Below are 21041 nucleotides of genomic sequence, written 5' to 3' on the forward strand. Positions count from 1 at the left end.
CTTTGTATAGGACCTGGCTGCAACCTCTTTTTATAAAATTATTTCCTGAAGTACTAAACCGACTGATTAGTCGGTCTGCGCTTTTTATATTAGTTTATTATAATCATCAGGTCTAGTGTTGTTTGATATTTGTGCAAATTAGGGGCGCAGTGTGATCACGATCAACCTTCACTTTCTGACAAAAAACTAGACTTGAGTGGTCAGCGGTGCTTTTAGTGGGAGGGGGCATCACTACTTTTCAGGTATAAGGAGTGATTTATGAGTAACGAGCGACATGGAATTTCAATCGGAATAGAGCGCAACGGTGACGACTTTTATCTGTCCTTCATTGCGACCGGTAGCCTGACCCACGATGACTATGAACGTATGGTCCCCCTGCTGGAGTCTGCGCTCATTGGAATAAGAGAACCCGATATTCACGCGCTTGCCGATCTCAGGGAGCTGGAAGGCATGTCTCTGCATGCGGCATGGGATGACATAAAGTTGGGCTTCTCCCATGGCAAAGAGTTCAAGAAGATGGCGGTACTGGGTAGGGGCGGCCTGCAGGAGTGGATGTCTAAAATGGCCGACTGGTTTACGCCGGGTGAGATCAGATTCTTCGAAGATAAAGAAAAGGCCTTAGACTGGCTTCAGTGAAAGTTTTTTAAACTATGCTTTAAACAGGAAACAGATAAAAATTGGGAAAATCACCAATATTTTCGTATGCATGGGTGAAAAGTCCGATATGAAAGCTATGCTTTAATTAATGGAGGTATTATGAGAACTCGTCAAATTTTATGCCCTACTGACTTTTCCGAGACGGCATCTCACGCATTGAGTTATGCGATAGAGATGGCTAATTTTTATCATGTCGGTTTTCGTTTACTGCACGTGATAGACCAGCCTTATGGCGACGCAAACTTTCAGATTTTGGCTATTACTCCGGAGGAGCTGGCTCAGAATATGGAAGAGGACGCCGCCGAACAAATGCGGCAGCTGCTGGCAAAGCTTAAGAGTGAGCTGAGTATCGAAACTGTGATACGCCGTGGTGTGCCCGTGGAGCAGATCCTCGAAGAGGCGGAAGAGCACGACGTAGGAATGATTGTGATGGCAAGTCATGGCCGCACCGGGATATCCCACTTCCTGCATAGAAATGTTGCCGAAGGGGTTGCCAATGGCGCTAAGTGCCCTGTGCTGGTGGTGAAATAGACCCAATAAATAAGCCACAGAGTCTTGTGGACTGATGTGAACGACTCACGAGTAAAAACAAGAAGGAGTTGATAATTATGCGTACTCGTCAAATTTTATGCCCTACTGATTTTTCAGAGACAGCTTCCCATGCCTTAAGCTACGCCATAGAGATGGCAAATCTATATCAGGTAAATATCAGACTTGTACATGTTATGAGCAAGCCTTATGGCGAGCACAATTACGGTATCGTTGTTGAGACCCCCGAAGAGCTCGAGCATAAGCTGGAAGCTTATTCAGAAGAGAAACTCACTGAGCTGGTTGCTCAAATTGAACCCGCTTTGGATGACGTTCTGAGCGTAGTTCCTGTGATCAGAAGTGGCGATATTTTCGCTCAGATACTGGAAGACAGTGTCGAGAATGAGGTCGGCATGATAGTCATTGCCAGCCATGGTCATACAGGCTTGTCTCATATGCTTAATCCTAATGTGGCCGAGGCGTTGGCAAATAAGGCTAAGTGTCCGGTTTTAGTGGTTAAATAGATTTCGGGTTCACATATCCATTTCTCGCTCGAATAGAGACCCGGAAGAATATGGTGCCTGAGGGGATCCCTCGGGCACTGAACTTGGCTGTCTATGAGTTGTCTTTGAGCCCACTCTTTGTGAACGAGAGCTTGTGAACGGAGAGCTTGTAGATCTGAGCCTGTAAGCCAGCTCCTGTGAAGCGAGGGTCGGCAAAACTTCCCCGGAATACCTGTAGCTGAATAGCCAGGGCTATCTTGCCGTTGCCTTGCATACGGATATTACAGAGGCTATCAGGGGCTCCTTCACTCTGCCGGCACTGTAGGCCAGCCCTATCCGTTTTACCAACCTTTCATTAGCTATCGGCCGCAGCACGAAACCATCGTTATGTTTTATCTCATGCCAGTCGGGCAGGAGGGCGGCGCCGACGCCCGCGCTTACCATAGGCCAGGCATACTCAATGGTTCTGATGTTAGCTCTTGGCTGAAACTGAACCCCCTCAGCGGACATGGTTTGTTTGAGCCTCTCCAGTGCGTCGCACGGGGTGCGGTTAATAAAGGGGATGCCGTCCAGATCTTCGATATAAACCAGCGGCTTAGTGGCAAGAGGCCAGTTCTTCGGAATGGCCAGTTGATAGTTATCTTCCCAGATAGGAACGAACTCCTCACAACTCGATGCAGAGTGAGATAGCACAACACGGGCATCACAGGGTTCATCGGGTTCAACCAGGGTGAGCTCCAGATTATCTATGCGTTTGGTCAATTCGGTGAGCAGTTCACTCATGCGCTGCGCTCCCAGTGAGCGCATGAGTCCAAGACGCAGCGGAACCGGTGTCGGCCCATCGCTGAACAGATGCAGAATGGATTGTTCGTTATCACTCATCTCCCTGGCCAGAGGGTAGAGTTTATCTGCCGCAGATGTGGGTCTGACGCCCCCGGCGTGGCGGACAAACAGCTCGACGTTGAGCTCCTGCTCCAGTTGTGAAATCGCTGCGGTGATCGAAGGCTGGGAAACGAAGCACTGTCGCGCCGCACTGGTGATGCTGCCCTGTTCATAGACAGATTGAAAATACTTAATCGATCTCAGTTTCATTGGGGATCCTGTTAAGCTACGAGCTACGAGCTACGAGCTACGACATTCTTTATGTAGGAGCGGCTTTAGCCGCGAATGTCTATGAGTCATAGGTTACGAGCCTGCCTTTGTTTCAGCCTGTCCTCGATACTCGACACTTTCTTTGCCTTGTTTTTTCTCGCGGCTTCTCTGCCATTCGAGTCTACTCAGACTTTTCTATACAAACAAGCTTATGATATAGCTTTTGGCTATGGTAGACATAAAAAGATTGTATTTCATCAATGTCCCTAAAAATTGTATGGTTAATAATTAATCGTTGTGCGCTGAAATTTTACTCAGTTTATTTCATCGCTCTCGTTTGACGACTCTTGTTTAGACATCTGTTATTAAAAAACTCTTATTAAATCTCAGGTTAAAGCGCATTTAAGAAGAGCATTGCCTCCTCTCTACAGGGGAGATAAGTCACCGATAGGACATAATAATGAGCAATCAGAACACTGCCGAACGCATAATTACCACCTCCGCCCCTAAAAAACATCTGGTCGTTAGTACGGCCGCAGTCGAGCAGACTATGGCCCGATATGGTTATAACGACGAAACGGTGTCGATCATTAACCGCGAGAGGCTACTGCCGGCAGGATTGCTCAGTCGCCTGCACGCTTCCTATCCCCAACACTCTGGATTGCTGGAAAACCGCGAGTTCTTGTTTAACGACAAGGAGCATTACACGGGCCTGTCCGGCTTTCGTGAGGTCTGCGCCATATTAAATAAGAATGGAATAGATATCGGTGCCATCGATGAGCGGGAGTTATTTGTCGAGGTCTACCGTTTTCTGGCCACACGTCATACCCTGAACAGTATCAACTGGGATGATTACCCCACCGACTCTGTGTTCCAGCTGGTATTTCCTCAGCCGGGAATGATCGATGAGAAGACGACTCGAGAGTATATCGACAGCAAGGATGCCAAGGCACGCACTCAGGTGGCCGTCGATTATATGGAGAAAACTAACCCCCATGATGGTAATCAGCAGCTAAATAAGCCTTGGTTTGTGAACGATGAAGGCGTGCTTGAGTTTCTCGATGGTAGTCAGCACAAGTACCCTCAGTGCCAACTGGTATTCGATAAGACCACCCAAAACTGTTTCTCATTCTGTACTTATTGCTTTCGCCATGCTCAGGTTCGTGGTGATGAAGATATGTTTATCCAGAAAGATATCGCTCAGCTACATGAATACCTGAGACGTCACCCCGAGGTGACCGATATTCTGATCACCGGCGGCGACGGTGGTTATATGCCGGTGAGCCGTCTGCGACAGTATGTGATGCCTCTTATCGAAGATCCCAGCCTGTTGCATGTCAAAAATGTACGCCTGGCAACCCGGGCACTGACTTTCCAGCCGGAGATGGTGTTAACTGAAAAATATGAACCTATGCTCGAGCTGTTCGATACCCTGCGCGATAACGGTATCCAGCTGGCATGGATGGCTCACTTCTCAACGCCTCGTGAATTGCTTAACCCAAGCACAATAGCGGCGATCCGTCGCCTGCAGAATCATGGGGTGAATATCCGAAGTCAGAGCCCGATGATGAACCATATCAGCCTGTTTAAAGATGAAGAGGGCAATGTCGATGTCGAGCGCTCATCCCAGAACTGGATCGATCTGGCAACCATACTGGGCATGATGTGTGTAGGCTTCCACTCTATGTATTGTGCCCGCCCGACCGGCGAACATCACTACTACACGGCGCCGCTGGCTGATATGGGCAAGATTTTCAATCGAATCTATCGTTCACTCGCGTCCATCAATCGTCCATCCCGCCATATCTCCATGACCATATCGGCAGGTAAATTGGCCATTCTGGGCACATCTGTGGTCAATGGCGAGAAGTGTTTTGCCTTGCAGTTTACCGAGGCCAGAAACATGGAGTGGATGGATAGGGTGATACTGGCTAAATACGATGAGCAGGAGAGCAAGATCGACTGCCTCACCCCGCTGGATACTGACAAGTTCTTCTTCGAAGATGAGCTTAAACAGATTGAGACCGAGCTGGCAGATGCGCTGCAGCAGCGTTTAGGCTAATAAGGGGTTATAAATATGATAGATAAACGTATAGCTTCCTGTAGCGATGCGGTGGCGGATATTTTCGATGGTGCCACTGTGATGATTGGTGGCTTCGGTGAAGCCGGTAGCCCCATTGAGCTTATTCATGCCTTGATCGATCACGGTGCCCGCAACCTAACCGTGATTAATAACAATACCGGGAGTGGTCATGTCGGACTCGCGGCTTTGATCGAGAATGGCCAGGTTGGCAAGATGATCTGCTCCTTTCCCCGCACCGCAAATTCGACGGTATTTCCCGACCTGTATCGTGCAGGCAAGATTGAGCTTGAGTTAGTGCCCCAGGGCACGCTTGCCGAGCGGATCCGCGCCGGAGGTGCGGGGATCCCCGCCTTCTACACGGCGACATCGGTAGGAACGCCATTAGCCGATGGTAAGAAGCACGAGATATTCGATGGGCAGGAGTTTGTTCAGGAGCGTGGCCTGACCGCAGATTTTGCCCTGATCAAAAGCCTCAAGGCCGATCGTTATGGCAATCTGATATTTAATAAGACGGCGCGCAACTTCGCTCCCATCATGGCGATGGCGGCCAAGTGCACCCTGGTACAGACCCAGGAGTTTGTCGAGGCGGGAGATATCGATCCCGAGGTCGTCGTTACTCCCGGAATCTTCGTAAACCGTATCGTGACGGTTACCGACCCGGCCCAGGAGTCGAAACTGGTCAACGCGGGAGTAACCTATCCATGAGCAATCTTTCAATGAGTGAGTCAGCCATGAACAAGTCACCCATGAACAAGTCAGATCAGCGTAATCCAAAAGAGGCATCGGCAAAGATAGGCTGGGATCGTGAGCAGATGGCTCAGATGGCAGCCCGGGACATTCCCGATGGTTCATACGTTAACTTAGGGATCGGGATCCCGGAGAAGGTTGCCCGTTATGTTCCCGAAGGGCGAGAGGTGATCTACCACACCGAAAATGGCTTATTGGGCATGGGACCCGCGCCCGGGGAGGGGGAGGTCGATGCAGAGCTTATCAATGCAGGCAAGAAACCCGTCAGCGCCATTGCCGGCGCCGCCTATTTTCACCATGCCGACAGCTTTGCCATGATCCGTGGCAAACATATCGACATCTGTGTGTTAGGCGCGATGCAGGTTTCGGCTAAGGGCGATCTGGCTAACTGGTCTACCGGTGCCGTCGATGCCATTCCTGCCGTTGGTGGAGCCATGGATCTGGTTGCGGGGGTAAAGACCATCTTTGTCATCACCCAACATACGACCAAGCATGGCGAGGCTAAATTGCTTGAGCACTGCAGTTATCCGTTGACAGGACAGGGGGTGGTGAGTCGCATCTATACCGATCTGGCTGTTATCGAGGTCACAAAGCGAGGCTTGCAGCTGGTTGAGTTGGCGCCGGGTGTCGACTTTGATTATGTACAGCAGCGCACCGGCTGTGAACTGCTCCGCCCATAGCTTTGTCACGAGCCTAATGCCCCTTTGCTATAGCGTTTTAGTTAAAGCTCTTTATTGAGTTAAGGCAAAGGGGAGGGGCCGACAAATGGCAACAACCCTACAAAGATTGTAATTTGGAATATGAAAGATGGAAGATAACCAGAACAATATCCATAGATCTGACAGAAAGAACGATAATAAGATACCTGCCAGCCGCAGCGCCGAACTCTACAGTAAGGCGCTGACTCTTATGCCGGGCGGCTGTAGCCGAAATACCGTACTCAGAAGCCCTAACCCGCTCTATGCCGAGTCGGCGAAGGGCTGTTATGTCACCGATATCGAGGGTGTCACCCGTGTCGATTTTGCCAACAACATGGCGGCGCTGATCCATGGCCATGCTCACCCTCAGATAGTCGACAATGTGACCGAGCAGCTCAAAAAAGGCAGCGCGTTTACCCTGGCTACCGAAGCCGAACTCCTGTTTGCCGAGCATCTGTGCAGCCGTAATCCCGGTTTTGAGAAGATCCGTTTCGTTAACTCAGGCACCGAGGCGGTGATGAGCTGTCTCAAGGCGGCCAGAGCCTATACGGGACGCGCAAAAATTGCCAAGGTCGAGGGGGCTTACCATGGCCTCTATGATCATGCTGAGGTGAGCCAGACTGCCAGCCCAGCAAACTGGGGAGACGAGTCAAGCCCCAACAGTGTTCCCGTGGCCTATGGTACACCCGAAGCCACACTGAATGACGTAGTGGTTATTCCGTTTAACGATGTTGAACGCGCCATCAGCATCTTAGATAAGTATCGGGATGAACTGGCCTGTGTATTGGTAGATCTTCTGCCACACAGGGTAGGGCTTATTCCTGCCTCGCAGGAGTTTGTAGTTGCGCTCAGGGAGTGGACGATTAAACACAATGCCCTGTTAGTCTTCGATGAGGTGATCACCTTCCGTAACGGCTATGGCGGCGCACAGGACAACTATCCTGTGACTGCCGATCTGACCGCTATGGGTAAGATGATTGGCGGAGGTTTTCCCGTGGGGGCGCTTGCAGGGCGCAGTGAGGTGATGGATGTGATGAATCCCCTCAATGATAAGGTGCTATTTCCGCACTCGGGCACCTTCTCTGCTAACCCCGTCACTATGGTTGCGGGCTTAACAGCCATGACCATGTTTGACCGCAAGGCCGTTGCTGAGCTCAATGAACTCGGGGATCAACTGCGCTCTCAGATTGCTGAGGTCATTGAGATAGCGGATGTTCCCGTCTGTGTTACCGGTGCCGGCTCCATGTTCAGGATCCATATGAAGTCTACGCCTCCTGAGAATTACCGCGCCGCCTTTGCCGATGCCAGAGAGGCAAAGATCAGAACCGCGCTGGTGGATCATCTTTTTGCTAATGGATTTATGATGATCAATACCTGTTCGGGAACGCTATCTACCGAGATGACAGGTAAAGAGATCAATCAGTTTACCCAGGTTCTGCTGGATGGACTGCGTAAGATTAAGCCAATGTTTCAATCTGTAGAAGGTCAATAAAATGAGTTCGAGTAAGCTTAAAGATATCTACATCTGTGATGCCGTAAGAACACCGATTGGCCGTTACGGTGGCGCCTTATCCTCCATTCGGGCAGATGATCTCGCCGCGCTGCCCCTTAAGGCGCTGATGGAGAGAAACCCGGGAGTCGACTGGCAGGCTGTCGATGATGTGTTGCTGGGCTGTGCTAATCAGTCCGGTGAAGATAATCGTAACGTTGCCAGAATGGCGACGCTGCTCGCCGGTCTGCCTCAGGAGGTGCCCGGTTGTACGGTTAATCGTCTCTGTGGTTCGGGCCTTAATGCCATCGGTGATGCGGCTCGCGCCATCAGCTGTGGTGAAGCCGAGTTGATCATAGCCGGTGGGGTAGAGAGTATGTCACGTGCTCCCTTCGTCATGCCTAAGGCCACGGCCCCCTTCTCACGCTCTACTGAGTTTTACGACACCACCATGGGGTGGCGTTTCATCAACCCCAAACTCGATGCCGACTATGGCACCGAAGCGATGCCGCAGACGGCAGAGAATCTGGCCACAGATTTTGATATCAGCCGGGAAGATCAGGACAGGTTTGCGTTGTGGAGTCAGCAAAAGGCGGCTGCGGCACAGGAGGATGGTCGACTGGCAGAAGAGATCATCGAGGTGAGTATACCTATGCGCCGTGCCGATCCTGTGATCTTCTGTCAGGACGAGCACCTGCGTGGAACGAGTCTGGAGAAACTTGCCAAGCTAAGACCCCTGTTCGATGGTGGCACTATCACAGCGGGTAACGCCTCGGGAGTAAACGATGGGGCCGCGGCCCTGCTGTTGGCCTCCCATGATGCGGTTAAGCGATATAACCTGAAGCCCAAGGCAAAAATATTGGGGATGGCCGTTGCCGGCGTGCCGCCAAGGATCATGGGATTAGGCCCGGTGCCCGCTACCCGTAAGTTGTTAAAGCGGCTTTCACTCTCGCTCGATGATATGGACATTCTGGAATTTAATGAAGCCTTTGCCGCACAGGCATTAACCTGTACCCGTGAGCTTGGATTAAAGGATGATGATCCCAGAATCAATCCACAGGGGGGCGCTATCGCCCTCGGTCACCCGCTGGGCATGAGCGGAGCACGTCTGGCTACCAGTGTGACCTACCAGCTGGCCCGCACAGGCAAAAAGCTGGCGCTATGCACCATGTGTGTCGGCGTGGGGCAGGGGATCGCCATGGTGATAGAGAGGGTGGAGTGCTAGAAGGCTTCAGGAGCTAGGTGAGAGGAATCAGGTTTCAGGACCTGGTTCCAGGAATCCATGTTTCTGGCTTTAGGATTTAGTGCATGATTTATTAGCTGTTTATGAAGTTTTGTCCGAGGGGAGAAAAGTTGAAACCCGGCAATTAAAATCCATGATTTCTTAACGTTAAAACTGGTTGCATCGGTGAAAGTCATCTAGATTTAAGTTAACTAGTTAACTTAACAATTAGTTATAAGGTGATAGGAGAAAAATAATGCGTACTCGTCAAATACTCTGTCCCACCGATTTTTCCGAGACTGCATCTCATGCTTTGGGTTATGCCATGGAGATGGCTCGACATTATCAGGTTGGTATGCGTTTACTGCACGTTATCGATAAACCTTTTGGTGACAAGCATACACGGGTCCTGTCCGTTACATCAGAAGAGCTTGCGACCCGGCTTGAGGGTGAGGCCGCTGAAAAGATGCAAAAGCTGATATCGGATCTGGATACTGAGATAGAAATTGGGGTTATGATCCGCCATGGGCATGCAGCCAAGCAGATCCTTGAAGGCGCTAAAGAGATGAATGCCGGCATGATAGTCATAGCCAGCCATGGCTATACCGGCCTGAGCCATTTTCTGCACCCTAATGTCGCCGAAGCGGTTGCCGGCGGAGCCGAGTGTCCGGTTTTAGTGGTGAAGTGATAATAAACTTAAGGCCATAAATTGCGCTAGAGCCTGAACTTAAGGTCTTTAGCGCAAACTCCTTAAACGGCTGTAATAGACACAATCTTGTGACTTAAGCTTTACTGAAAACTGCAACAGCTCACTCTCTCCCCCTCATCTCTATTATCGACAGCTAATTTTTGCCGAAAATTTCAAGAACTCCCCGTAACACCCTTTGCAGAGTAATTATCTGTCTTTAGTTATTTTCTATCCTTAAATTAGATTAATCTTTTGATAAGTGGTTGCGGCTTAGTGCAAAACTCCTCCAGTATTCTTTTTTGTTTGTTATGCTTAATGCTAGGGCTCGAAAAACGGAGTGGCTGAGCCGGAACAAAGGAGGCGATTAACCAGACTCGGTAGGCATCGTGATGGTCAACTTACAGATTAAACAAAAAATGACACTGGGATTGTTGGTCCCCTTAATTCTATTAATCAGCATCTGTTTTTTAGCGGTCAATATGATGGGAAAGATCGAAACCGGTGTCACCAGCATATATAACGACAGAGTCGTGCCTCTGGAAGATCTTAAGATAATCGGAGATGACTATGCGGTCTCGGTCATCGATGCGATTAACAAAGCCAATGCAGGCATGTTCAGTGCCGCACAAGCAAGCCGTGCCATGAGTGAGTCCAGCCGGAATATCAGTGAGAAGTGGGATGGCTATATGGCGACAAGCCTGACCGAAGAGGAGTCAAGGCTTGCCAAGGAGGCCAATCGCTTGTTCACTCCGGCAAATCAGAAGATCGCTCAGCTCATCGATAAACTCGGCAGTATGCAGGGCTCGGCCAAGTGGCAGTTGAATGATGATATTGCGCCTCTGTATGACGTGATAGACCCTATCAGTGGAAAGATTTCTGAACTGGTGAGTCTGCAGTTGAAGGTCGCTGCTGAGGAGAAGGACAGGGTCGATGAGATCTACTCATCCTCTATGAAAATTTTTATCATCCTGACGCTGATAGCCGTGGTGGCGAGTATTTTGATCAGTCTCTGGGTGACACAGGCGGTGATGCGTCCCATAGATAACATTGTCAGCACACTCAATACCGTCCGGGAAGATTCAGATCTGACGGTTACATTTAAAACCTTTAATGATGATGAACTCGGGCAGATATCTACTAACCTGACCCTGGTGATTGAACACCTGCGTGGCATACTCAACTCTATCTCAGATGCCGCTAATACAGTCGGAGATTCAACCATCAAGTTGAGTGAGTTTACTCAGCAGACTAACGACAGAATGCATCAGCAGCAATCTGAAACAGAACAGACGGCGACGGCGATGAACCAGATGACGGCCACCGTTGCCGAAGTCGCCCAGAGTGCAACTAATGCCGCGGATTCGGCAAAAGATGCAGAGGGCAATGCGACCAAAGGTAATGGAATCGTTCAGCAATCGGTTTCCAGCATGTCATTGCTCTCCAATCAGATAGAGCAGACCTCTGAGGTGATCACCCATCTGGCAAGTGAGAGTCAGAATATCGGTAGTGTGCTGGATGTGATCAAAGGGATCGCCGAACAGACTAACCTGCTGGCGTTAAACGCGGCTATCGAGGCCGCTCGTGCGGGTGAGCAGGGACGTGGTTTCGCCGTGGTGGCCGATGAGGTGAGAACCCTGGCGCAGAGAACTCAGGAGTCGACCCAAGAGATCGAATCTATGATCGAGGGGTTACAGAAGGGAGTTCAGGAAGCGGTCGGTGCCATGAAAGTGGGAACAGAACAGGTTTATGATGCCAATGAGAAGGCGAATATGGCCGGAGAGGCACTGAATGAGATAGTGCTTTCTGTAGATAACATCAGCAACATGAATACTCAGATCGCTACCGCTGCCGAAGAGCAGAGCAGTGTCGCCGAAGATATTAACCGCAGCATCATTGCCATCAGCGATATCGCGCAGACCTCAACCATGGCGGCGCAAGAGCTGACGAGTTCGGTAGCCGAGTTGACTAACCTGTCCGAGAGCATGCGTGAACAGGTGAGCCAGTTTAAGCTCTAGCCATGTAAACTTCGGCTCTTTATTACCTATGCAACTCAATTCAGATAGAGACAGAACCTCAGGGTTCTGTCTCAGCTTTCACCCGTTTTCTGCTTATTAACAGCTTCTTATCCGGTGTTAAAAACTTGAGCCCGGTTGTGATAAAAATTCCAACTCGACCGCCGTTGATTCACGCCCCAGGATCTCGTTTCTGTGTGGGTATCTTCCGAAACGATCTATGATGGCTTTGTGGCGGAGCTCGAACTCCAGATTGCCCTTGGCGGACTCCCTGCTGAATAAGATCAACGCCACCTCATGGATGCGTTTAGACTCGCTGTGCATATAGGGCATAAACAGGAAAGGGATCTGTTTTCCTTTGAGTTCGCTATCGATATTCAGCGCAACGGCTTCCTGTGCCAGGGTCAGCGCCATGGGATCGGCGGCGAATGCTTCGGCCGTATCGCGGTAGATGTTGCGACAGAACTGATCCAATACTATGATCTCGGCGAGGCGTCCCTCAGGCGTTGTACGCCAATGGTATAGCTCTCCACGCTTTGCCTGCTGAACTAACTCTCCGAATCGGTCTTTGATCAGATTATCGAAATGGATATCTTTGACCCACCAGAGTTTAGGATCTATCTCTTCAAACCAGAAGTTGATGATGGTATCGGGGGTCATATTAATAATGCTTTGATTATTGACTTGATTGCTGATGTTCAATGTCTGACTCTCCTTGGCTGGCACGAACCGTAATCGACATAAAAAAGTTTGCCTCTCCTTGTCGATGGCGATATGGCTATTTAATAGATGCTGGTGTCCAATTTTTCCTGATACTCACTGACAATAATTTAGCAATTTAAGTTTAGGCTATTCAACTGCTTGTTTGTGTTTTTATATTTATACCTATTAGATCCAGTTCGTATGATCCCTGGCGGTTATCGCCAGAGCCCGTTCTGCGATAGCTCTGGCATCGTTCAGGGGCATATAGGGAATGGTCTGCTTGCCGCTGGCAAGTCCCAGCTCCAGACTGGCCAACTGTTTTCTTTTTTGGCTCGCGGTCTGGGTCATGGCCACATGTTGAACTTTCTTCAATGGGATAAGGTGCCAGGTCTGTCCGAGCATACCGGTATGGATCCAGCAATCATCTCCTTGATGTTGATATCCCCATTGCCGATATCTCAAGTAGAGACCAAAGACAAAGCAGAGGGCCGCAAACCATAACAACTCAGTGAAGGGATTCAGGCCGATGAACAGGGTGTTAACCATAGGGATGAGCAGTGGCAGAAAGCCCCGTCGCCAGAACCAGCCAGAGTGGATTTTCCGGTAGTCACGAGGCAAGGTTGAGCTCACAGAGGCTAAACCGGGTAACTCAGGCATTAACTCTGCGATGCCCTCTCTTGTCATGCTGGGGACCAGCATATGCTTCTTTGCGGCCTGTTCGACTTCGGTTCCTTTGACCTGCTTGAAGTTAATGGTCCATAGCTTGAGCAAGCGGCCGATTATGGGTTGAGTAAAGCGAATAACCTGTATGCGATGTTGGGTCAGGGCATCATTTTGCTTAGCGATTATTCCACCTGTCCTATGCAGTGTATCGCCATGTAAACTCAGCTGGTAGGGGTAATATTTTAGTACCGCTGCCGCCATGGATATCAGTGACAACAGCAGGTAAAAACCGATAAGCATAGCAAGAGCAAAGAAGAGCTGGAGTGATATACTCACATTGATGTTTTGCTCATACCAATGCATTGCAGTGAGAGCAAGCTCGGTGTTTGCCAGCGCTTCCCAATCGAACTGGCCGATAATCGGGCCGGCAATGATGGCAAACCAAAATAGATTATTCTGATAGAAGCCGAACAGTAACAGCGACTTCATCTTTTTCAGTACCAGAGGCCCTCGGTTATTCGGCTGTTTCGTATCTGTTCCTATATGGCCGGGTGTCGGGCACTGGGGGAGCTCGGCCTCGGGAGCCGCCTCTGAACCGGCCAGGCTCGAAGGGTTAACCAGTCGCTGTTTAAGCTCGATAGCTTGACGGTAACTGACCGCGGCTAATTCGGCTTCATCTTTCTTCGAGCCTGCAGTTTCCACCACTAAACTATAGAGGCCCATGGGCCTGAAGTAGAGGGGCTGCTCCAGGCGGATATTCTGAATCTTGCTTAGGGGGATCTCATGGGCCTTCTTAAAAATAAGCCCCTGGCGTATTCCCAGCTTGTCATCGAACAGGCGGTAGCGAAACATGGCCCAGTCTATGATTGCGCTGGTGAAAATGAGTAAGCAGGAGCCGACAAAGGCTATGAGCATCCAGATGGAGTCAAACCCCTGTTTCCAGCCGGTATAGATGAAAGGCAGCATGGCGTAGCCATTTGTGACGAGCACCCGAATGGTATGAAAGGTAAAGCTTACGATTGACCAGGGAGAGAGGCCCCTCCACTGAGGGGATAACTGCTCCATCTTATTGCCCTGCTTCGTTTAGTGTCAGTGGGCTCTCCTCGGTGGTTTGCGAGGTTTTTATGGCGATAGCCGCCATGGTGAGCAGGTGCTGCCTGAGCTTTTCTGCGGTTTTACTCTCCAGTCCCGGCAGCTCTATCTCAGCACTACCGCTGCCTGCGCTAAAGCATTTCAGGGTTCGCAGATAAAACTTTCGTTCTAACGGCCCCTGGGACAGGCTGATATGTTGCAGGCGGGTATAGGGGAGTGAGATCCGCTTTACCCAGATGAGCCCGGTCTGCATCACCAGTTCATGTGAACATACGGCGTAACCAATAGCCTTGGCATTGAGGTACCTCAGATAAGTGACCACAGAGCCAATCAGTAACAGAGCAGGAAGAAGAATGGCTGCTATCTGCAGGGGGATGGTCGCGACAAAAATCAGAAATACCGACAGGATAGAGATAAGTCCCAGGGAGATGAGTGATGTTTCTATCAGTACTTGTGTGTAATAGCGGGTCTCGACGGGGGATAATGGGATCTGATCGAACCCCTGCCACACTGCTTGTGGCTGTGGACTGTGATCCAGTGGCTCGTTTTTTATGAGAGGCTCCTTGAGAAGAGAGTGCTCAATAGCAGTGGGCTCCCCGGTTGAAGTCCCGGCCCTGGTATCAACTAAGCTGTTCTGTGTTTCAGTTGTTTCATGGAGCATACTGCCAGTATCCGTTTCTGGTTTTATTTCCGAAGAGCACTATATCAAGAAGAGGTTATCTTTCTCCATAGGCTGACATATTTCACAACAATTTTACTCTGTGGTATTTTTACTGTTAGTGAATGAAAGATATTAGTTATTGATAATTTGGTCTATTTAAATAAAAGGTGCCGATTTGGACATTCAAGTCTCAAAACAGAAAAAAGCATTTCTCCGAAAGCTATACCTTGCGCACCATATTGACAGTGAGCAACATAACCTATTGTCTTTAAACAAGTTGACTGGCATGCCGAGGCGAACGCTTCAAGACGCTATCGCGGCGCTTTCAGACATAGGTATCGAGTGTCAGTTTATTCAGGATGGTGAACGCAACAATGCCGGCTACTATCGGATTCATACCTGGGGGCCCATCAGTAGTGCCTGGGTCGATACTCATCTGGAGAAGATCACCGAAATACTGGCTTGATCGAGTTTCGAGCGATGTAGGAGCGGCTTTAGCCGCGAATCTTTAAGTGCTACGAAGAGCGAGACACGAGCTTGAGAGCCTTCTCTCCCGAATTCATGCTTTGTAAAGAGCGGCATCCGGCTGTTATTTGTGTGTATAAAGCTGGTGCATAAAGGCGTTTGGTTTTCCCTTTTATACCCTAATCCGTTCTGTTACTTCTGCTATCCGATCCTGTCATTTAATCCTGTCACCTTGGCCATCTCTTTTTTAATAAAAATTTAAGCTACTCCTGATAGAGTCCGCCGGCTGCTGAAGAGGCTGACGCACTCTCACCATTGCGGACTCACTCATAACCTCTGCGGCTCCCATAAACCTGACTGACTCAGTTATTTTTTACTTTTTCATATAACTAAATTTTGATGTAGAGGAGATCTGCCGTGCTGGCAAACGTTTCTGGCATACAGGACAAACTTAAGCTGATAGACAACAGCAAAGCATTTCAGGGCTTTGTGATATTCGTGATCATTGTATCGGCCCTGTCGATCGGAGCGCACACCTATCACCTTCCCATCTGGATGGAGAAGAGCCTGGTGGTGTTGGATATTGGTATCACTGTGTTCTTTGCCATAGAGATTGTGATTCGGTTCTTAGCCAGTGATGGCCCGAAGAAGTTCTTCAGTAATGGCTGGAATATCTTCGACACTCTGATTGTCATTGGCAGCCTGATCCCTGCCGGAGGCGCCGGAATACTCATCGCCCGTTTGTTGCGTATCTTCCGGGTACTGCGACTCGTCTCTATGATCCCTGAGTTGAGAATGCTGGTGAATGCCCTGCTGAAAGCGATTCCGCGCATGGGTTATATCGCCTTGTTGATGTTTGTGATCTTCTATATCTACGGGGCCATCGGCAGCATGCTGTTCGCTCATATTAATGACTTTCTCTGGGGCGACGTTTCGGTCGCTATGCTAACCCTGTTCAGGGTATCTACGTTCGAATCATGGACCTCTGTAATGTATGAAACCATGGCGGTCTACCCGCTTAGCTGGATCTATTACCTTAGTTTTATCTTTCTGACCGCCTTCGTATTTCTTAACATGATGGTGGGAGCCGTACTGGATGTGATGACTCAGGAGACCCAGGCGATGCGCCAGGAGAAGGAGGAGATTGCAGATGCCGGAGGCGACGCTGTCTATGAAGCCGAAGCCGCCAAGGTATCAGAGCCGTTGGATGAACGCACCGATCGACTCGTTGCTGAACACGCCTGCCAGATCGCTGAGGCCGAAAAGCCAGCCAGCGCCGCCGATGTGGCAGAGCTGAAGCAGCAGATTGCCGAGCTCAAAGGCTTGTTAGTTCAGAGAGCACAAAGGGTGGGGTAAGTTGATTAGCTACGAGCTCATGGCCCCTGTAGGAGCGGCTTTAGCCGCGAAGGTTTCAGAGGAGTAATCATAAAGCTGTAAGCGGTAAGTAAGAGCCAAAGATATCAGCAGGTATGCTGCTGTCATCCAGGCTCTTCATAGTGGCTCGTGCTGCTTACTTCATACTCTTTATTTCAACTCTTTATTTCATACTCTTTATTTCAAGAAGTGGAAGCCGATAAACCCAATCCAGCTGATGATCAGCAATCCCCATGGCAACAGCTGGATGTTTGCTTTAGCTTCAACCTCATCGGTTTCGGTATTCTGAACCTCGGCCGCCCTAGCCTTGGCTCTTATCTCCTGTTTACGGGACTTGTCCCGGTCACGTGCCTTGCTCTTCTGCTGTTTCTTGTATTCCGCGATCCCCTTCTCGATGCCTAAGGCGATAAGCTTAGTCTGTTCCTTGGTTTGTCCCGGTTTCTGAGTGGCCTTAGCGACTTTCATCGCTTCGTTTTGGGTTTCGCTGGAGATGTTCTTTGCCATAAAGTTTTACTGCTACTCTGAATTAGTATCGATTCTGAATTCGTATCGATTGCTGATGTGACAAGACTATATACTTAAATTCATATAAGTTCAGTCAAAGAGGGCGCATTTTTTGATACAAACAAAACCCACTTTCATAATCGGGTTTTGATATTCTCTGCTTGTACAAAGAGTTTGTTTAAAGAGTGTATTCAGCGTGCCGGTTTAATGAACTTGCCTGAGAAATGCTCTCTATTATTAGTCGTTGCTTCAGATAAGGAAGTTCCATTGAGTCAAGATACGACCTCAGTTTCAACACCCATGACCGCCGACTCGAAACAGAGTCAGCCGCTCTCTTCAGCTCCCGCAATAAACAAGAGACCGGTTCTCCCCTGGATAGGCGCTTTTTTACGGCCCTATAAGGGAAGGGTTGTCGCCGCAATTATCTTCCTGTTTATCGGTTCTCTGGCCTGGCTATCCCTCGGTCAGGGAGTGCGTCTGATGGTCGATGAGGGCTTCCTGCAGGATAACGGCGACCGGCTTAACGAGATCATCATGCTGGTGATAGGCATCACAGCCGTGAGTAGTTCCGCCATATTCTGCCGTTTCTACCTGATGACCTGGTTAGGGGAGAGGGTGAGTGCCGACATTCGCCTCAAGGTCTATGACCACCTGTTGAAGTTGTCCCCGGGCTTCTATGCCAGATTGCGTACCGGTGAGGTGATCTCCCGTTTCACAGCCGACTCGACCCTGCTGCAGTCTGTTGTGGGCTCCAGCCTCTCCATGGCCCTGCGGGCCAGTGTCACGGTTGTCGGTGGCATAGTGATGATGGCGATAACCAGCCTTAAGCTGACCGGTCTGGTGTTGCTGGCTGTGCCTATGGTGCTGGGGCCTATCTTCTTCTTTGGCCGCAAGGTGAGGGACCTCTCCCGTAAGAGCCAGGACAGGGTGGGCGACCTGGGGGCCTATGTCGATGAGAGTCTGCACGAGATCCACACGGTTCAGGCCTACACCCATGAAGAGAAAGACAGGCAGCTGTTCAATGAGCGGGTCGAGGCCGTGATGCAGGCGGCGAGGGGACGTATCCGCTATCGTTCGATTCTGATCGCTCTGGTGATGTTTCTCAGCATATTGGCGATAGCTCTGGTGACTTGGGTGGGGGCTCAGGATGTGATGACCGGGAGTATATCCGGTGGTGAACTGTCGGCCTTCATGTTCTATGCGGTGATGGTGGCAGGGTCGGTTGCAACCATCAGCGAGGTGATAGGTGAGATACAGCGGGCGTCGGGGGCCACCGAGCGTCTGATAGAGCTGGTTGAAACACCAATCGATATACCTACGGTCGTTGACCCGGAGCAACTGCCCCCACAGGTAGAGGGAAAGCTGAGCCTTAAACAGGTGCGGTTCTCTTATCACAACATTCAGCAGAATGGTGATGCGACCGCGGGAGAAGCAGAGGTCATACGTGGGCTGGATATCGAGGTTCAGCCCGGTGAGCGGGTGGCGCTGGTGGGCGCGAGTGGTGCCGGAAAGAGTACTCTGTTCGAGCTGCTGCAACGCTTTTATCAGCTCGATAGCGGTACCATAGAGCTCGATGGCGTAGATATCGCCAGACTCTCTCCCCAGATACTGCGGAAACAGTATGCTTTGGTTCCGCAAGAGTCGGTGATCTTTGCCACCAGTGTGCTGGAAAACGTGCGCTATGGCAGGTTAGATGCGAGTGAGCAGGAGGTCATCGAGGCCTGTATCGCCGCCAGAGCCCATGAGTTTATTCAGGAGTTCGGTGAGGGGTATCAAACCTATCTGGGAGAGCGGGGCGTCAGGTTATCGGGTGGACAGAAGCAGCGTATCGCTATTGCCAGGGCCATATTAGCCGACAGGCCTATTTTGTTGCTCGATGAGGCCACCAGTGCCCTGGATGCGATCAGTGAACAGAAGGTTAAGCAGGCACTTGATAGCTTGATGGCAGGTAAGACGACGTTGATTATCGCCCACCGGCTGGCGACAGTGCTCAATGCCGACCGCATACTGGTATTAGACAAAGGCGAGCTAATCGCCAGTGGTACTCATCAGGAGCTGATGGAGTCGAGTGAGCTCTACCGTGAGTTTGCCAGCCTGCAACTGCTCACTGAGGCTGAATAGCTATGGGGTGTAGGAGCGGCTTTAGCCGCGAAGCTTCTTATCGCTTACAGCTTTCTTTTTGCCTCCATTCCCGGCTGAAGCCGGTCCTACTTCCTCAACTCCCTTCGCAGTATCTTACCGACGGTAGATTTTGGCAGCACAGGCACAAACTCGACCACTTTAGGTATCTTGTAGGCGGTTAACTGATCGCGGCAGTGGGCCAGGATGCTTGACTCCACCTCTATGGTGTCAGCCTCATCGTTGGCGAGTACGATAACGGCCTTCACCGCTTCACCGCTGTGCTCGTTGTCTATCCCCACCACGGCACACTCCAGTACACTGTCGTGGCTGGCCAGTACCTCCTCCACCTCGTTAGGGTAGACGTTAAAGCCTGAGACGATGATCATATCCTTCTTACGATCGACTATCTTATGAAAGCCGTCGCTGGTCTCGATGGCGATGTCGCCGGTTTTAAAGAACCCCTCTTTAGTCATCACCCTTGCGGTGTCTGCGGCCTTGTTCCAGTAGCCGCTCATCACCTGAGGGCCTCTCACTGCCAGCTCACCACTCTCTCCCTGTGGCACTTGGTTATCATCGTTATCGAGGATCTTTACCTCTGTGCCCAGCACAGGTTTACCTATGGTGCCCAGCCGTTCATGGCCCGGAGCATTAAGCGAAACGACCGGTGATGTTTCAGATAAACCGTAGCCTTCTGAGATGTTGCACCCCGTGGTCTTTTGCCAGACATTGGCCGCTGCCTGTGTCAGGGCGGTGCCTCCTGAGATGGTGATCTTCAGGTGACTGAAGTCTAACGCCCTGAATTCGGGTTGATGACACAGGCCGACAAAGAGAGTGTTAAGGCCGGCAAAACCGGTAAATGGGTACTGTGAGAGGGTCGTTATCAGCGAGGAGATATCTCTCGGGTTGGGGATCAGTACCGAGCAGCAGCCACGTTCGAAATAGAGCACCAGGTTCACCATGAAGGCGTAGATATGGTAGACGGGAAGCGGTGCGACAAATATCTCCTCTCCTTCGACAAGCTGCTCGCCTAAACGGGACTTTATCTGCATGGCGTTGGCGATTAAGTTGCTGTGACTCAACATGGCTCCCTTCGACAGCCCCGTCGTGCCTCCCGTGTATTGCAGCGCCGCCAGGGTCTCTACCGGGCAGGTGAGTCGCTCAAATGGTGATTGCTTTCCCTTTTGTAACACGGCATTAAATGGCTCGGTCTCAAACGGCACCTCGGGTTGTGTCTGAGGGGATATCAGGTCCAGGGCATGGGTGGATATGACCGTTTCGATAGCGGTGTTGGCGACCACATTGGTGAGTGTCGGCAGCAGATCTGAGAGCACAATTAATACCTTAGCGCCACTATCGTTAAACTGGTGGGTCAACTCACGCTCTGTGTACAGTGGGTTGGTGTTGACCAGCACCATGCCGGCTCGTATGGCCCCATAGGCGGCGATAACGAACTGGGTAATGTTGGGGAGCTGTATCGCGACGCGGTCGCCCACCTCCAATCCGGAATGATTTTGCAGATATGCGGCAAAGTAGCGTGAGTCGCGCTCAATTTCAGAGAAAGTGGTGTGATGCCCAAGGCAGGCATAGGCTGTCTTGTCACCGTAACGGCTGGCAGTCTGCTCAATCAGATCGATAAGAGAGGTGTATGTTGTGAGGTCAAGTTTCACATCTGAATCATATGCCATTGTTACTGCCCTTGTTCAATTAATTGAATATTGGTTGCCCGGAATCTTTAGTGGT

The 21041-nt window shown here is 50.4% G+C and carries 19 protein-coding genes; 13 read left to right on the top strand and 6 right to left on the bottom strand.

Going from position 1 to position 21041, the window contains the following annotated elements; all coding sequences use genetic code 11:
- The first annotated feature begins 258 nt into the window (after positions 1-258).
- The 3 genes from Q1B47_RS10780 to Q1B47_RS10790 all read left to right on the top strand — a co-directional run bounded on the left by Q1B47_RS10780 (position 259) and on the right by Q1B47_RS10790 (position 1709).
- Positions 259-636, top strand: coding sequence for an STAS/SEC14 domain-containing protein (locus tag Q1B47_RS10780; protein ID WP_299793018.1), 378 nt, complete (start codon positions 259-261; stop codon positions 634-636).
- A 120-nt stretch (positions 637-756) separates the two neighbouring features.
- Positions 757-1188, top strand: a complete 432-nt coding sequence (locus tag Q1B47_RS10785; RefSeq protein ID WP_299793021.1) for a universal stress protein — start codon at positions 757-759, stop codon at positions 1186-1188.
- Between the two features lie 77 nt (positions 1189-1265).
- The gene (locus Q1B47_RS10790) at positions 1266-1709 is read left to right on the top strand and encodes a universal stress protein (RefSeq protein ID WP_299793024.1); all 444 of its coding nucleotides are present in this window, start codon (positions 1266-1268) and stop codon (positions 1707-1709) included.
- Between the two features lie 231 nt (positions 1710-1940).
- On the opposite strand, the gene Q1B47_RS10795 is transcribed toward Q1B47_RS10790, so the two are convergent.
- Positions 1941-2780: a LysR family transcriptional regulator gene (locus Q1B47_RS10795; protein ID WP_299793028.1), complete on the bottom strand. Its 840-nt coding sequence runs from the start codon at positions 2778-2780 to the stop codon at positions 1941-1943.
- A 460-nt stretch (positions 2781-3240) separates the two neighbouring features.
- Here Q1B47_RS10795 and Q1B47_RS10800 point away from each other — a divergent pair, with 460 nt between their 5' ends.
- The 7 genes from Q1B47_RS10800 to Q1B47_RS10830 all read left to right on the top strand — a co-directional run bounded on the left by Q1B47_RS10800 (position 3241) and on the right by Q1B47_RS10830 (position 11722).
- Positions 3241-4842, top strand: coding sequence for a hypothetical protein (locus tag Q1B47_RS10800; RefSeq protein ID WP_299793031.1), 1602 nt, complete (start codon positions 3241-3243; stop codon positions 4840-4842).
- 15 nt (positions 4843-4857) lie between these two features.
- Positions 4858-5568, top strand: coding sequence for a 3-oxoacid CoA-transferase subunit A (locus Q1B47_RS10805; RefSeq protein WP_299793034.1), 711 nt, complete (start codon positions 4858-4860; stop codon positions 5566-5568).
- Positions 5569-5609: 41 nt separating this feature from the next.
- Complete coding sequence (locus Q1B47_RS10810; protein WP_299793599.1) at positions 5610-6290, top strand: 3-oxoacid CoA-transferase subunit B; 681 nt, start codon at positions 5610-5612, stop codon at positions 6288-6290.
- Between the two features lie 127 nt (positions 6291-6417).
- Positions 6418-7800: an aspartate aminotransferase family protein gene (locus tag Q1B47_RS10815; RefSeq protein ID WP_299793036.1), complete on the top strand. Its 1383-nt coding sequence runs from the start codon at positions 6418-6420 to the stop codon at positions 7798-7800.
- A 1-nt stretch (position 7801) separates the two neighbouring features.
- Positions 7802-9022, top strand: a complete 1221-nt coding sequence (pcaF, locus tag Q1B47_RS10820) for a 3-oxoadipyl-CoA thiolase (RefSeq protein ID WP_299793039.1) — start codon at positions 7802-7804, stop codon at positions 9020-9022.
- Positions 9023-9275: 253 nt separating this feature from the next.
- A complete protein-coding gene (locus tag Q1B47_RS10825; RefSeq protein ID WP_299793042.1) occupies positions 9276-9707 on the top strand; it encodes a universal stress protein in 432 nt (143 codons plus the stop codon).
- A gap of 389 nt (positions 9708-10096) precedes the next feature.
- Positions 10097-11722, top strand: a complete 1626-nt coding sequence (locus tag Q1B47_RS10830) for a methyl-accepting chemotaxis protein (protein ID WP_299793045.1) — start codon at positions 10097-10099, stop codon at positions 11720-11722.
- A gap of 117 nt (positions 11723-11839) precedes the next feature.
- Here Q1B47_RS10830 and Q1B47_RS10835 read toward each other — a convergent pair whose 3' ends face one another.
- The 3 genes from Q1B47_RS10835 to Q1B47_RS10845 form a co-directional block, all read right to left on the bottom strand.
- Positions 11840-12379, bottom strand: a complete 540-nt coding sequence (locus Q1B47_RS10835; protein WP_299793601.1) for a DUF924 family protein — start codon at positions 12377-12379, stop codon at positions 11840-11842.
- Positions 12380-12607: 228 nt separating this feature from the next.
- A complete protein-coding gene (locus tag Q1B47_RS10840) occupies positions 12608-14149 on the bottom strand; it encodes a PH domain-containing protein (RefSeq protein ID WP_299793048.1) in 1542 nt (513 codons plus the stop codon).
- 1 nt (position 14150) lies between these two features.
- Positions 14151-14837 (bottom strand): PH domain-containing protein, encoded by a 687-nt coding sequence (locus tag Q1B47_RS10845; RefSeq protein ID WP_299793051.1) that lies wholly within the window; start codon positions 14835-14837, stop codon positions 14151-14153.
- Between the two features lie 175 nt (positions 14838-15012).
- Between Q1B47_RS10845 and Q1B47_RS10850 the strand changes: the two genes are divergently transcribed.
- Both Q1B47_RS10850 and Q1B47_RS10855 read left to right on the top strand, forming a co-directional pair.
- Positions 15013-15303: a winged helix-turn-helix domain-containing protein gene (locus tag Q1B47_RS10850; RefSeq protein ID WP_299793054.1), complete on the top strand. Its 291-nt coding sequence runs from the start codon at positions 15013-15015 to the stop codon at positions 15301-15303.
- Between the two features lie 416 nt (positions 15304-15719).
- On the top strand, positions 15720-16658 hold the full coding sequence (locus tag Q1B47_RS10855) for an ion transporter (RefSeq protein ID WP_299793057.1): 939 nt from the start codon (positions 15720-15722) through the stop codon (positions 16656-16658).
- Positions 16659-16853: 195 nt separating this feature from the next.
- Here Q1B47_RS10855 and Q1B47_RS10860 read toward each other — a convergent pair whose 3' ends face one another.
- Positions 16854-17180, bottom strand: coding sequence for a DUF2956 domain-containing protein (locus Q1B47_RS10860; RefSeq protein WP_299793060.1), 327 nt, complete (start codon positions 17178-17180; stop codon positions 16854-16856).
- Between the two features lie 300 nt (positions 17181-17480).
- Between Q1B47_RS10860 and Q1B47_RS10865 the strand changes: the two genes are divergently transcribed.
- Positions 17481-19301 (top strand): ABC transporter transmembrane domain-containing protein, encoded by a 1821-nt coding sequence (locus Q1B47_RS10865; protein WP_299793603.1) that lies wholly within the window; start codon positions 17481-17483, stop codon positions 19299-19301.
- Between the two features lie 86 nt (positions 19302-19387).
- Here the strand turns inward: Q1B47_RS10865 and Q1B47_RS10870 are convergent, their stop codons facing one another.
- A complete protein-coding gene (locus Q1B47_RS10870; RefSeq protein ID WP_299793063.1) occupies positions 19388-20986 on the bottom strand; it encodes an AMP-binding protein in 1599 nt (532 codons plus the stop codon).
- Positions 20987-21041: the final 55 nt, after the last annotated feature.

Origin of the sequence: uncultured Shewanella sp., from assembly GCF_947501225.1 — a bacterium.
In the GTDB taxonomy this organism is placed as follows: domain Bacteria; phylum Pseudomonadota; class Gammaproteobacteria; order Enterobacterales; family Shewanellaceae; genus Shewanella.

What these genes read in the sequence shown, in the direction of transcription:
- Q1B47_RS10780 (WP_299793018.1), top strand. Translation starts at nt 259, where the DNA reads ATGAGTAACGAGCGACATGGAATTTCAATCGGAATAGAGCGCAACGGT.
- Q1B47_RS10785 (WP_299793021.1), top strand. Translation starts at nt 757, where the DNA reads ATGAGAACTCGTCAAATTTTATGCCCTACTGACTTTTCCGAGACGGCA.
- Q1B47_RS10790 (WP_299793024.1), top strand. Translation starts at nt 1,266, where the DNA reads ATGCGTACTCGTCAAATTTTATGCCCTACTGATTTTTCAGAGACAGCT.
- Q1B47_RS10795 (WP_299793028.1), bottom strand. Translation starts at nt 2,780, where the DNA reads ATGAAACTGAGATCGATTAAGTATTTTCAATCTGTCTATGAACAGGGC.
- Q1B47_RS10800 (WP_299793031.1), top strand. Translation starts at nt 3,241, where the DNA reads ATGAGCAATCAGAACACTGCCGAACGCATAATTACCACCTCCGCCCCT.
- Q1B47_RS10805 (WP_299793034.1), top strand. Translation starts at nt 4,858, where the DNA reads ATGATAGATAAACGTATAGCTTCCTGTAGCGATGCGGTGGCGGATATT.
- Q1B47_RS10810 (WP_299793599.1), top strand. Translation starts at nt 5,610, where the DNA reads ATGAACAAGTCAGATCAGCGTAATCCAAAAGAGGCATCGGCAAAGATA.
- Q1B47_RS10815 (WP_299793036.1), top strand. Translation starts at nt 6,418, where the DNA reads ATGGAAGATAACCAGAACAATATCCATAGATCTGACAGAAAGAACGAT.
- pcaF (WP_299793039.1), top strand. Translation starts at nt 7,802, where the DNA reads ATGAGTTCGAGTAAGCTTAAAGATATCTACATCTGTGATGCCGTAAGA.
- Q1B47_RS10825 (WP_299793042.1), top strand. Translation starts at nt 9,276, where the DNA reads ATGCGTACTCGTCAAATACTCTGTCCCACCGATTTTTCCGAGACTGCA.
- Q1B47_RS10830 (WP_299793045.1), top strand. Translation starts at nt 10,097, where the DNA reads ATGGTCAACTTACAGATTAAACAAAAAATGACACTGGGATTGTTGGTC.
- Q1B47_RS10835 (WP_299793601.1), bottom strand. Translation starts at nt 12,379, where the DNA reads ATGACCCCCGATACCATCATCAACTTCTGGTTTGAAGAGATAGATCCT.
- Q1B47_RS10840 (WP_299793048.1), bottom strand. Translation starts at nt 14,149, where the DNA reads ATGGAGCAGTTATCCCCTCAGTGGAGGGGCCTCTCTCCCTGGTCAATC.
- Q1B47_RS10845 (WP_299793051.1), bottom strand. Translation starts at nt 14,837, where the DNA reads ATGCTCCATGAAACAACTGAAACACAGAACAGCTTAGTTGATACCAGG.
- Q1B47_RS10860 (WP_299793060.1), bottom strand. Translation starts at nt 17,180, where the DNA reads ATGGCAAAGAACATCTCCAGCGAAACCCAAAACGAAGCGATGAAAGTC.
- Q1B47_RS10865 (WP_299793603.1), top strand. Translation starts at nt 17,481, where the DNA reads ATGACCGCCGACTCGAAACAGAGTCAGCCGCTCTCTTCAGCTCCCGCA.
- Q1B47_RS10870 (WP_299793063.1), bottom strand. Translation starts at nt 20,986, where the DNA reads ATGGCATATGATTCAGATGTGAAACTTGACCTCACAACATACACCTCT.